The organism is Bacillus sp. FSL R5-0397, from assembly GCF_038593395.1.
GTDB lineage: Bacteria > Bacillota > Bacilli > Bacillales > Bacillaceae > Bacillus > Bacillus altitudinis.
This window is the reverse complement of record NZ_CP151992.1, coordinates 397,496-412,086: the sequence shown is the minus strand read 5'-3', so window position 1 is coordinate 412,086 and position 14,591 is coordinate 397,496. Positions and strand designations below refer to the sequence as shown.

Sequence of the window (14,591 nt, the reverse complement as noted above, 5' to 3'; positions counted from 1 at the left end):
CCTGCCTAATCTAAAGTTTACAAGACTCGTTCTCTATTTGTTTGATTGACAATATGTTTGATCAGCTTTGCATTTTGAGCTGCACATTCTTTATGTTTGAACATATCAGCATGCCGGCCATAGCCTTGGTATTGGGTAAAAGATCCGGCCGTTGCCTGTGTCCACTCTTCCATCCAGTCCGGGATCGCTATTTGTTCTTCAGATTGGATGAACGTAATATCTGCCTGTATTTTGCCTTGATTCACCCCCTTAACAAACGTTTCATAGTAGGCGCGCGTCTTTTGGGCAAGCGCTTCTTGAACGATCTCCCCTTGAGCAAGTTCGCTTTGTTTCGTTTGATGAACAATCGCTTCAATATCATCATCAATGGATCGCCCTTCTAAATCACTTTCTCCAATTTTCTTATAGGAATCGATCATGATGACTTTCTCGACTGTCCGTCCTCCTTGTTCAAGCGCTTGAACAAGCTCAAAGGCGAGGTAACATCCGCCTGAGTACCCCATCAACGTCAGCGGCCCTTTTGGCTGAAGGTGCTGAATATGCTGAACGTACTGTGCCATTCGGTTATTCGTTTCAATAAAATCAAAGGCGATCAACCGGACATCATCAAGCGTTTTTGCTGCTTCCTGATAGATAAAGCCGTAGCCTGGTAACGGCGGAAGAGCAAAGACTGTTGATGTTTGAGATTCATTGAATACAAGATAGCCAGCGGTTTCCCCGTCCTGATGCTGAATATAATGACTAAGCGCTTCAATCGTCGGGGTCTCAAACAACAAATGGATCGGCACCTGAACCTCAAACTCTTTTGATACTTTGGACAAAAGAGACATCGCTTTTAAAGAATGTCCGCCAAGCTCAAAGAAATGGTCATCTGTGCTAATATCCTCTCGTTCAAGTACTTCCCGCCACATCACCAACAGCTTTTGTTCCACTTCATTTGCGGGCAGTTTCACACGACGGTTTCCTTGCGGCGCCTCTGGTTTTGGTAGCTGGCGTTTATCAACCTTCCCGTTTGGCGTAAGTGGGAGGTTCTCCAGTTCAATCAGCTCATGAGGCAGCATATAAGCTGGAAGACGCTCTTTCAGCCTTGATTTGATATCATCGAGTTTGCCTTTCCATGCATCATCACACGTGATGTAGGCAAGCAGCCTTGTATGATTGGTTTCATCATGATCCGCTAGGAGTACAGCTTGTTTTACACCTGGGTGCATGAGAAGGTTGGCTTCAATTTCTGTCAGTTCAATACGGTGTCCTCGAATTTTTACCTGATCATCAACTCTGCCTGCATACTCAATCAGACCGTCTTCTCGAAAGTAAGCTAAATCCCCTGTACGATACAGGCGCTCACCCGAAGCGAAAGGATGAGGAATAAACACTTGTTTTGTCAGATCAGGACGATTCAAATATCCTTTTGCCAGTCCTTTGCCGCTCAGACAAAGCTCTCCAACCATTCCAATCGGCTGAAGCTGCCTGTGCTCACTCAATATATAAGCGCCCGTCTGGTTGAGCGGCTTCCCAATTGGAATAGAATGTGACTCTAAAGGGATCGCTTCATCTATCGGATAATACGTGGCAAAAACCGTTGATTCGGTCGGGCCGTATACATTCAACAATCTGCCTTTTCCCATCACATCAAAGGCTTTTCTCACATGCTGAACCGATGCCCTCTCTCCCCCAAACAGCACCTTACGCACACCGCGCATCCAGTCTGTTCCTTCATCAACGAGAAGATGGAATAAAGCGGTTGGAACAAACATGACAGAAATATGCTCTCCTTTTATCAGCTCAGTGAGCTTCCCCATATCTAAAATGGTTTCTTTTTGCGGCAGGACAAGCTTTGCTCCGTTTAAAAGCGCACCATATACATCAAATGTAAAGCCATCAAATACGCTATTTGATAACGACAGCAATGTATCTGTTTCTAAAATAGTTAAGTAATTCGTATTTTTGACCACCCGGGCAATATTGGAATGGGTCGTCATGATGCCTTTTGGCTGTCCGGTTGTTCCTGATGTATACATGATGTATGCCGTATCATCTAAACCTGCTTCAAGTGGCAGATTCTCTGAGCTCATCAGTAAAATTTCTTGATCATCTGCAAAAAGATACGTGCCATCAAATGCGAGTGACCTCGTCTGACTGATAAAGGATGAATGAGTCAGAAGATGCGTCGCTCCGCTGTCTTTCAGCATATATTGGATACGGCTTTCTGGATAATCTGGATCAATCGGCACATAGGTGGCACCTGCTTTTAAGACAGCGAGTAAGCTGACAATGAGTTCAGGTGTCCTTTCTGCTAAAATGGCGGTCACCGTTTGATGTTCGACCCCATTTTTTTGCAAATGCCTCGCCAGTCGATTGGCTTGTTCGTTCAGCTCCGCATATGTCATCGTGTGATCACCTGCTGATAATGCCACTGCATTCGGCTGTTTTCGAACATTATGTTCAAACCACTTTGTCAAATAAAGCTGATCATGCTCCAGCTCAGGTGCATTCCATTCCTCTAACATTCGCTGCTTTTCCTGCTTAGTCACAAGTGTCAGTGTATGAACTGACTGATCTGGATGTTTGATGGTCCCTCTGATCAAAAGGGTCAGCTGATCCTTTAATTTATGGACAAATGCAGGATCAAATGCACGCTGATTAAAGGCCAGCTTCAGCTGCAATTGTTCCCCAGGTGATGCAAGTAAATTGAGATCATAGTTCGATTTTTCATAGACATTCATGTCTTCTACTGTAAAGCCAAGCAGTGACTCCTGCTCGTCTTTCTTTGCAGCAGGGACATTCTCAAACACCACAATATGATCAATGAGCTGCTGCTGACCTGCTTTAGCTTGAATATCATAAATCGGGATATATTGGTGCGGTTCAGCCGCTAAAGACTGCTGCTGCGTCTCTGATAATAGAGAACGGAACGTCATTTGGTCTGTCAGCTGAATTCGTCTTGGAATGACATTGATGAACAATCCCACCATTCGGTCCACACCAGCCAAATCTGCCGGACGTCCTGACACAACCGTTCCAAACAACACATCGTTTGAGCGCTGATACCTGCTGAGTAAGATAGACCAAATCGATTGAAGCGCACTACTTAACGTGGCATTCTGCTGCAAGGCTAACTCTGATAAAGCAGCTGTTTCTTCTTTACTCATGGCCCATTCGATTTCGCCTAATTCATGCTCATTTGTTTGCTTTCGCTGTTCTTTAAAAGTCGATTGCCCCTCAAAGCCAGCCAAAGATTGCGTCCAATATTCAAGTGAGGCTTGTTTATCTTGTTTTTCCAGCCATTGAATATATTCTTTATATGGCTTGACTGGCTCCAGCCTGTAAGGGATGTCATGCAAAAGTGCATGATAAATCGCAAACAATTCCTGCACAACTAGGCCAAAACACCAGCCATCTAGAAGGATATGGTGATAGCTCCATATCCAGCGATAGCTTGAAGGACCCGTTTGAAAAACAGAGGCCCGCATGAGCAGATCCTTCGAGAGATCAAATCCTCTCAGCTGATCCTTTTGTTTAAAACGATCGATACGTTCAAGCTGTTCACTTTCAGAAAGATCCTGTATGTCCACAATATCAAGCTGGAAAGGTCGATTCTTTAATACAACTTGGACAGGACGCTTCACTTTTTCGTGGAGGAACACGGTACGAAAAATATCGTACCGTTCCACGATGATATTCATGCTTTTCTCAAGCAGATCAGACCGAAGTGTCCCCTTCACGTTCATATCCATTTGTTCTACATAAAAGCCTTTTTCTTGATGATGGAGGGTATGAAACAGCATTCCTTCTTGCATCGGTGACAGATAATACATATCTTGAACTTGATCCCTTTTAAATTGACTCATCTATTTCATTCCTCCTTTCCTTTTTCATGACTGATCTAGTGGTGTTAAGTCAATTTCTCCTCGAGCATGTCAAAGATATCGTCCATTTCATCCATTTCAAGGTCTGCAGCCGAGAAGTCACTTGGCGTAAATTCTCGCTCTTGATGCGCTAAGCAATGAGTGATGATGGATCTGATTTTCTCCTTCAACAATGCGATGAACTGCTGTATCGTTTGTTCTTCATATTCACTTGCACAATATGAGCACGACAGAATGAATTGATTGTGCTGAACAAGACCGCTGAGGTTCAGCTTATAAACAGCTTCTGATTCAGGGCTTGCTTGACGGCCCATATCATAGGTTGAAGGTCCAAAGAGTTCTGTCGTCACTTCCTGATCTATCTGCCCGAGATAGTTCAAGCTGATTTCAGGCTGCACGTGTTTGACTGACGGTTCGGATGGTGTCATGTATCTTAAAATACCGTAACCAATCCCTTTATTCGGTACACGCCGCAGCATCTCTTTCGTTCCTTTGATAGCGTCTGCAATGGTCTGATTCGGCTTCGCTTCAAGAACGACTGGATACATGCTCGTAAACCAGCCAACTGTGCGGGATATATCTAATCCTGATAAAATATCCTCTCTTCCATGACCTTCAAGCTGTACATGTACATGAGATTGTCCTGTCCATTCCTGAACGGCCAGCCCGAGCGCACATAGAAGAATATCATTCATTTCTGTTGTGTACGGAAGATGGATATTCGTTAACAGATGCTCGGTTTCTGCTTCTGTCAGCTGCATTTTGACCGCTTTCGTATCCGCGACTTTTCTTTCTTTTACTTCATGGTCAACAGGTAAAGTCGTAAACGGTCTATTTTCAATCGCTGCCCAATACTCCTTCTGGTTTTTTAGCAGCTGTGACTGCGCGTATCGTTCAACCGCTTCTGCCCATTCTTTGAAAGAGTGCGTTTTTGGCGGCAGAACCATCGTTTCTCCTTTTTCTGCCTGATGATAAAGAGACATAAAGTCTTCTAGTAAAATCCGGCAAGAAACGCCGTCAATCACAAGATGATGGGTGATGATGAGTAAGTGATCACCGTTTTCTGTATGGAAACAAATCACTTTCATCAATGGACCTTTTTCAAGATTCAGTTGACGCTGATACTCATTGGCGTATGTTGAAATCGCCTGTTTCACATCTTGCGCTTTTGAAACATCACAAGAAATAATTGAAAATGGTTCTGTCAGCTCCCGCTGATTGTATTGCAGAATGTCATCATGCTCCTGTCTGAACACCATGCGCAGCGCATCATGATGTGAGAGCAGTCTTTGTAGAACTTGTTCTGTGACAGCCAAGTCAAACCCTTTTGGCGCATGAAGCATCATTGAGAGATTCCAGTGGTGCTGGTGATCAAAGTTCCGTTCAAAGAACCAGCGCTGTATCGGTGTTAAAATAACCTCTCCTTCGACAGCTGACTGATCGGCTGTGAGAAGGTCCGCTTCTTCGATATATGGGCGAAGCTCCGCAATCGTTGGATATTGGAAAAGCAGTTTCATATCGAGCTTCCAGCCTTCTTGCGTGAGTCTGCTTGCCATTTGGATGCCTTTAATCGAATCTCCGCCAAGGAAGAAGAAATGGTCGTGAATACCAACTTGGCTGACGCCAAGCACATCTTCCCAAATGCCGCAAAGCAGTGCTTCCACTTCATCTCTTGGCGCTTCGTATGCTGTTTGATTCGCTTCCATATCAGGTGCTGGCAGTGCTTTGAGATCCACTTTGCCATTTGCCGTCATCGGCAGTTGGTCTAGCTTGATGATCCATGATGGCACCATATAGTCAGGCAAGGTGCGCTTTAAGCTATCTTTCAACGTATCCGTTTCTTTATCTGTGATGGCGTAAGCGACAAGAGCGTCTTGATCACTTGCGTCTTTGACCGTTGTCACGACGGCTTCTTTCACTTCATTCAGCGCAAGGAGCTGCGCTTCAATTTCTGACAGCTCAATCCGGAATCCGCGGATGTTCACTTGATGGTCTTTTCTACCGAGGTAGATCAGCTCGCCATCCTCTGTCCATTTCACCAAGTCGCCTGTACGGTACATGCGCTCTCCAGGATAAAATGGATCTGGGACAAACCGTTTGTCCGTTTCCTCTGGGAGATTCCAGTAGCCTCTTGCCAGTCCTTTCCCCGCAATCACGAGCTCACCCGGTACGCCTTGCGGCGAGAGGTCATATAACGAACCCATAATGTAAAAACGAGTATTGGCAATCGCTGTTCCGATAGGAAGCGTGCCTTGATCTGGATCAATGATCCCGCTTGTCGCCACGACCGTATTTTCTGTTGGGCCGTAGTTATTGACAAGTGTATATGGAACAGGCTTCACCTGTTTTAGCTTGTCCCCACCTGTCAGTAAGTAACGGAGAGAATGATTGTCCATCGACATAAACTGCTCACACAGCTGTGTTGGCAGGAACGCAATGGTAATGCCTTCGTCATTAAAATACGTATTGAGCTTGATCATATCGAGGCGAATCGCTTCGTCGATGATATGGAGCTCTGCGCCGGCCATCCACGTCGGGAACATCTCCCAAATGGAGGCATCAAAGCCAAAGCCGGCATATTTAGCGGTTCGGTCTTGTTTCGTCACCTGGAAAGCATCATTGTGCCAAAAAGCAAGATTGACAAGAGACTGATGCTCGACCATGACACCCTTCGGCTGTCCAGTCGTTCCAGATGTGTAAATCATATAAGCGAGATCCGTTGGTTTGATAGGAACCTGAATCTCGTGTGCTTCTCCTTCTACTGCCTCTTCTATGAAGAGGGTATGACCTGTGAAAGAAGGTGGTGCAGTGAGCTCTTTCTGAATCAGAAGGACCTCTGCCCCGCTATCTTCCAGCATGTAGGCAATGCGCTGCGCTGGATAATCGGCATCAATCGGCACAAATGCCGCACCTGCCTTGAGAACTCCGAGAACAACGGCTGTCATCTCGAGCGATGGACGTGTGAGAATGCCGATGCGGTCTCCCGGTTTTGTGCCGCTGGACATAAGTCTTGCGGCGACTGTATTCGCCCGATTGTTCAATTCTTCATACGTCCAGCTAGTGCCGCAGAAAGTTACGGCTTTTTGATGAGGTACTTCCTGTGACTTCGCCTCAATCAATGCATGAACCGTTTGATCTGTCGGGACATTTAGGACAGGTCCTGACCAATCATCAAGCAGATGTCGCTCTTCTTCTTTTGTTAAGATGGAGATGGTCGAGATCGACTGATTCAATTTCGCAAGCATTTCGTCTATGATTCGCTCAAAATATTGACTCCATCGCTGAATGGTACTCTTTTTAAATAGTGCCGCTGCATATTCAAAGCGCAAGCCCACTTGATCTTGTTCCTCAAAGACACCGAGCGTTAAATCAAATTTTGCCTGAACGGCTTCTTGCTGTTTGTGCGACAGCGTAAGTCCATTCAAATCCGGTAACGTCAGATCACGCTCATCCGTTGTCATCATGACACTAAACAACGGGTTGCGGCTCGTGTCTTTCGGAAGGTCTAACTGCGCGACCAAATCCTCAAATGGGAATCCTTGATGTTCATAAGCTGATAGATTGTGATCCCTTATTTTTTCTAGCAGATGCTCTGCAGTTTCTTCTAACTGAACGTCATGTCGAAGGGCCAGTGTATTCACAAACATGCCCGGAATCCGTTCGATTGACGCATGTGTACGTCCAGCCGTTACAGCCCCTATGACGATGTCATGCTGCCCAGTCAATTTATGAAGAAGAATGGCAAAGGCCGTTTGCATCACCATGTTCAAACTCACATTTTTTTCAGCCATGAACGCTTTGATATGCTGCGCCTTCTCAGCAGACAGCCATCTATCAACCCGGTCTCCTGCAAATGACTGCACGCTAGGCCGCGGGAAATCAAGCGGAAGTGCCAAGTCTTCTGGCGGCTGTGCATATTGCTCCAGCCAAAACTGCCGCTGTTTTTCAAGTGCTGCTTGCTGCTCTTCCTCTTGCTGCCATACCGCATAATCCTTGTAGTGCAACTGAACTGGCGATAACGTCTTATGCTCATACAACTCCGCTAATTCTTGAATAAGCAGACTGCGTGTCACTCCGTCTGCGATGATATGGTGCATATCCATCATGAACACATATTTGTCATCAGACAGCTTTGCCACTTTCGCTCTCATTAGAGGTGCTTGATGTAATGAGAATGGTGTCATGAAGTTGTCTACGACGGATTGTACCTGATCGCTTTCTACTTCAACCATCTGTAACGTAAACGGCACACGGCGATAGATTTTTTGGACGGGACTGCCATCAATTTCAACAAAGGCTGTCCGCAATGACTCATGTCTATCAATTAAAGCTTGAATCGCTCCTTCTAGCTGCTTCAGATCAAGGTTTCCTTCCATCATGAAAACGGCTGGCATATGGTAGGTGACGGATTCTGGATGCAACTGCTGTAATACGTACATTCGCTTTTGTGCGGAAGAGACTGGATAGAAATCTTGCTTTTCCGCTGGCTGAATGGATGTGACGAGCGAAGCATCAGCTTCTTCCAAATAGGCAGCTATCGCCCGTATCGTTGGCTTTTCAAAAAGAACCTTGAGTGGAACATGCTGATTCAGTTTGGCTTGCATTTTCGAAATGAGCACCATGCCTTTCAAAGAATGCCCGCCTAATTCAAAGAAATGGTCATCAATGCCGACTTTTTCAATCTCAAGAACATCTGACCACATATCACAAAGCGTCTGCTCAAGCGCCGTTTCTGGTGCTGCATGTGCCGTGCGGTTCATATGTGCCTCATGAGGAAGCGGCAGAGATTTTGCATCCACTTTTCCGTTTTGCGTCAGCGGCATATGATCCACTTTGACAAAATAAGTAGGAATCATGTAATCCGGTAGCGTCTCTGAAAGCTTTTCTCTAAATGTCAGCGTTCCAATGTGATCAGGTGCTGTATAATATAACGCCAGCTCCGGTAAACGAGATGTGTTGATCACTTTGACATACACTTTTTGAATGGTTGAAAGGGCACGTGCGGCATGCTCAATTTCTTGTTTCTCAATTCGATAACCGCGAATTTTCACTTGATCGTCTACTCTTCCAAGGAATTCAATCTCCCCATTAGCATGCTGTCTAACCAAATCTCCCGTTCGATACATCCGCTCTTGAGGGAAATAAGGATTTTCAAGAAAACGCTCCGCTGTTAATTCAGGCTGATTCAAATAACCTCTTGAAACACCATCACCTGAAATATAAAGCTCCCCCGGTGCACCATAAGGAACAAGGCGCTGCTCGCGATTGCATACGAGCGCTCTTGTATGAGCAATAGGCTTTCCAATGATAGAACGCTCCTTTAAAGCGTCCAGCTCATGCGGTGTCATTAGCTTGCTCACTGTACCAATCGTTGTTTCTGTCGGACCGTAATGGTTCATCACTGCCACGCATGGATGCTGCTTCATAAATGTCGCAACATCTTCAGAGACAATCGGTTCTCCTCCCAATACCACAAGCCGTAAAGCATCAAATGTATGACCCTTCGAATCTGCCATCATATGAAATAAGGATGGTGTCATTTTGATATAAGTCAGCTCTTGTTCATCAATAAAACGCATGAGACGTACAGGGTCTGTATACACGTCTTCATGAGGAATATAGAGTGTCCCGCCTGCTTTTAGAATCGGGAAAATGCTTGTGTAACCAAGGTCGTATGCATAAGAAGACAGGAGTGCCGTTCGATCGCATTCTTGTAAAGTCACTTCATGTGTCAACCAATTGACGTAGTGTGATAGATTACGATGCGTGAGCTGTACACCCTTTGGCTTCCCTGTTGTTCCAGATGTGTAAATCACATAAGCCAGTTGATCAACCGATACGTCTGGCAGGTCTAGAGAATCGTTTCGTTGGACGGCTTTCTCCACATGTACGACCTGAATCGACTTGAGATGCTGATACGAATCGCCAAGAGACTCATTTGCCACGATGACTTTTGCCCCTGAATCTTTTAATGTGTAACGAATACGTTCCGCAGGAAAAGCTGGATCAATTGGGACAAATGCACCGCCTGCTTTCATTACACCTAGCATGGAGACAATGACATAGACAGAGCGATCAAGAATAAGTGCGACTGTGCTTTCTTTCTCTACGCCTTGCATCTTCAGCTCACTGCAAAGAGCATTGGACATGTGATCTAGTTCACGGTAGGTCAGCTTCCTTTCACCATCCATCACCGCAATGGCATCAGGCGTTTCCATGGCTTGACGTGAAAATTGCACATGGTACGGCTCATGTTGACCTGTTTGTTCCCCATCCCTTTTCTCCAGCCGCTCCATTTGCTCATGCTGATCCAAGAGGTTGAACAAGCCAATTTGTTCATTCGGATGCTGGACCGCCTCACGAATAATCGCAAGAAGATGTGTTCCGAACCGGCGGATGGTTTCCTCTTTAAATAATGCCGTTGCATAGTCTAGGCTTAGTTTTATTTCTCCCTCACGTTCAAATGCTTCGAGAGACAGATCAAATTTGACGGATCGGTGCTGCATCGCATAAGGCGAAATGTTCAGATCGCCGAGCTTTAGTGCAGGAACATCCATGTTCTGCATATTAAACGAAACACTAAAGAGTGGGCTTCGGGTTGTATCACGATCAAGCGGTAGACGCGCGATTAACTCTTCGAGCGGATAGCTTTGATGTGCAAAAGCATCTACACTCGTTTCTTTTATTTCTTCAAGCAGCTGTAAAAATGACTTTTTTTGTTCCGGTTTCCCGCGCATCGCAATGGTATTGATGAACATCCCCGGCATGTCCTGAATATCTGGATGTGTTCGTCCCGCAACAGGAGATCCGACAATGATATCTTCCTGTCCGCTGTAGGATGCGAGCAGCACTTGAAATGCAGATAACAAGAACATGTACAGCGTCGTATCTGTTTTCTTGAGCAGCTCATGAATACGCTGAGTTGTCGCTTGATCACAGCCAAACATCACTCGTTCTCCAGAAAAATCACGTTCCACTGGACGCGGAAAGTCTGTCGGCAAATCTAAAACCGGTACATCTCCTTGGAATTGCTTCAGCCAATACGCTTCATGCACACGCTGTTTCTCTGTTTCTTCTTCACTTAACTGCCAGACAGCGTAGTCTTTATAATGAATGGCTCTTTCTGCAAGCGGTTCTCCATCATAGGCTTTCGCCAAATCCTGAATGAACGTCTTCATGGAGCTGCCATCTGTAATCAGGTGATGTGCTTCCAGAACTAAAAGATGACGGTCGTCACTCACTTTGAGCAGCTGTGCCCGCAGGAGGGGAGCGGCTGTCAAATCAAACGGCGCCTGACGTTCAGCAAGAAATGCCTCGGCCTCTTCTTCCTTTACATCATGGATGGGGAGGTCAAATGCCGATCGTTCATGTACCCTTTGGACGATGTGCTCGCCTTTCATATGAAAACTCGTTCTTAAAATTTCATGCGTTTGAATCAATTCATCAAATGCTGAGGTGAGCCGCTGATGATCGAGCGTACCTTCAAGCGTTAAGACGATCGGAATATGATAGTTCGTACTCTTAGGTTCAAGTGTTTGTAAAATGTATAAGCGCCGCTGAGCTGGTGACACTGGATAGTCCTCCGCCTTCGCTGCGGGTAAGATCGGATGTCCTTGTTCTTCTTGACCGTCCTGGTCAATGTATGACGCAAGCGATCGAACCGTTGGCTTTTCGAATATCACTTGAATCGGAACTTCCTTTTGGAACACTTCTTGGATTTTGGCTGACATCATCATTGCTTTGAGTGAATGTCCGCCAGTCATGAAGAAATGCTCATCTATTCCCACCGCTTTCCCAAGCAGTTCCTCCCAAATTTGAGCAAGCGCCTTTTCCGTCTCGGTTTCAGGTGGAATGATCCTGATTTCTTCACGATCAGCTTCGTCAGGCGTTGGTAAAGCTTTCCGATCGACCTTTCCGTTTGCGGTAAGCGGAAAAGCATCTAGCTTCATGACGTGATGAGGTACCATATATGTTGGCAGTGCTTGATTAAATAGATCCCGCACTTCTTCTTCCGTGATCGTTCCCGTATAGTAAGCGGTCATTTCTTTTTCTTCTGAAGGAGACTCATGGATGAGCACAACCGCATCATCGATCCCCGTCTCTTGTTGAAGAATCGTTTCAATTTCACCGAGCTCAATACGGAAACCACGAATTTTCACTTGATCATCTGTCCGTCCGAGGAATTCGATTTGACCATTTGAACCGTACCTAGCCAAATCTCCTGTTCGATACAAACGCCCTTCTGCCTTGAAAGGATCAGCGATAAATGCTTGCTTTGTTAATTCTGGACGATGGAGATATCCTCTTGAGACACCGTCTCCGCCAACATACAGCTCTCCTGGCGCGCCAATTGGCTGAAGTCTTTGATTGTCATCTAAAATGTAAGCGGACGAATGATTGATCGGCTGACCAATTGGAATCGTGCCCGTTTCATCCCCTCTCACCTCATAAATGGTCGAGATGGTGGTGTTTTCTGTGGGACCATACGCATTCAGTAAAACAAGTGATGGATGTTTTTTCTTCACAAGCTCTGCACTTTTCACATTGATCACATCACCGCCTGTGATCAATTTGGACAGTCCTTTAAACATATGCGGCCGCTGCTGAGCGAGTTGATTAAACAAACCAGTTGTTAAAAAGAGCGCCGAGATTTGATTCGTTTGGATAAAGCGTTCAAACCGGTTGATGTCCAATAACGTGTCACGGTCAACAGGATAAAGCGTTGCACCGTTCAGCAGTGTGGTGAAAATTTCAAAAGTAATGGCATCAAAGCTGACTGCTCCTGTATGTGCCATACGATCCGACTTGTTCAAGCCCAGTGTCTCCTGAGAACATGCCAATCTGACAATATGCTGATGCTCAATTTGAACACCTTTTGGCTGGCCGGTTGACCCCGACGTGTACATGATATACGCCAATTGCGAAGGAGAGGTCTCGACTTCGAATGGTCCGTTGGAATGATTCGATATGTCCGACACACGAACGGCTTGGATACTTTCATGAACTGGCGGCTGGCTGTCCGCATAGAGCAAAACGGATGCGTCGCTGTCTTCAAGCATAAAGCGGATTCTCTCCTCTGGCTGGGCCGGATCAATTGGTACATAAGCAGCCCCTGCTTGAAGAATCGCTAAAATGGCGATCACTGCTTCAGCAGATCGATTCATATACACTGCGACAGCATCTTCTTGTTTCACTCCGCTATCAATCAAATATCCCGCAACACGATGGATTTCTTGGCCGAGCTCTTCATAGGTGAATGCCCGCTCTCCTTCGACTAACGCCAGATGGTCTGGTTGCGTTTGAATGCGTTCTTTAAGAAGCTCAGGAATAGACAGATGCTTTGGATAATCTCGTTCTGTCTTGTTCCATGCTTCAATCTGCTGTTTTTCTTCTTCGGTGATACACGTCACGTCATGAAGGCGAACTTCCGGATTCTCGATGATCTGCTTCATGAGGTTGGTCAGGTGTTTCGATATTTTTTCAATGACCTCTTCTTCAAAAGCAACCGCATTGTATTTGATTTTCAATGTCCATGTTTCACCTGGATATACGAGGACATTTAGATCGAAATTCGTTTGTTCAAATCCGTCTTTTACATCAATGGAAAACCCTAGACGTTCCGACATGGTGTCACCAGATAGCTGTTGATCTAAAGGATAGTTCTCAAACCCGACCAAGTGATCGAAGAGTTGTCCTCCTGCAGCTGCCTGTTGCTGAATGTCATAAAGCGGCATAAAATCATAGTTTTCCGCTTCCAGCGCATGCTGCTGAACTTTTTGAAACAGCTGTTTGAAAGTGTCTTCCTGATTCATTTCTACCCTGACCGGTATTGTATTGATAAAAAGTCCTGCCATCTGTTCTATCCCAGCCACACTTGGCGGCCTGCCAGATACGACTGTTCCGAAAGTGACATCATGTGCCGCATGGTAAGTGCCTAAAAGAACCGACCAAACAGCCTGGAATAGATTTGGTGCTGTCACTTGGCAATTCCTTGCGATCTCTTGAATGGTGCTGACCATTTCAGCATCCCATGTGAACGTCCATTCCTGATGGTCATATTGTCCGTTCGCTTCTTTTTGCTGCAAAAGCCCTTGATGCTGAATCGCACCATCTAAGCGATCCTTCCAATAGCCTTCCGCTGCTTGTTGATTTTGCTTGCCAAGCCACTGAATATAATCTGCATAAGGTTTTCCTTGTGAGCGATCCGGCGTTTTGCCGTTCCGATAAGATTCGTAGTAATGAAACAATTTTTTCATCAAAACTCCCATGGACCAACCATCCATGATGATGTGATGGTTGCTCCAAATGAGATGCCAGTTTGTTTCATTCAGTTGAAAAACAGCGACCTTCAATAACAAATCATTCGTTAAATGGAAGCCATGCTTTCTCACTTGCTTTTTATATTGATCTAGTACCTTTTGCTGTTCCTGATGGTTCAGGTGAGATAGATTCTCTCTATACACATCTAGATTGCGCTCTGCCAGTACAACCTGTCGCGGCTTCTGTAATTGCTGATAGACAAAGGCTGTACGGAGAATGTCATATGTGCCGATGAGCTCATTGAGACTTTTTTCAAAAAGATCGAGATCAAACTCCCCTCTTATTCCAAGCTCCAGCTGTGTGAAATAAGAGGACGAATTAGGGTCTAGCATGGCATGATATAACATGCCTTCTTGCATTGGTGTTAAAGGATATACCTTTTGAATCTTCTGTTTGCTCATA

At 45.5% G+C, this 14,591-nt stretch carries 2 protein-coding genes; both read right to left on the bottom strand.

Annotated features, from left to right (window positions below; translation table 11 throughout):
* Nucleotides 1-17: 17 nt before the first annotated feature.
* A complete protein-coding gene (locus NSQ70_RS02030) occupies nucleotides 18-3,851 on the bottom strand; it encodes an amino acid adenylation domain-containing protein (protein ID WP_327862135.1) in 3,834 nt (1,277 codons plus the stop codon).
* A gap of 44 nt (nucleotides 3,852-3,895) precedes the next feature.
* Entirely contained in the window at nucleotides 3,896-14,590 is a 10,695-nt protein-coding gene (locus NSQ70_RS02025; protein ID WP_342502406.1) for an amino acid adenylation domain-containing protein, read from the bottom strand.
* Nucleotide 14,591 lies beyond the last annotated feature (1 nt).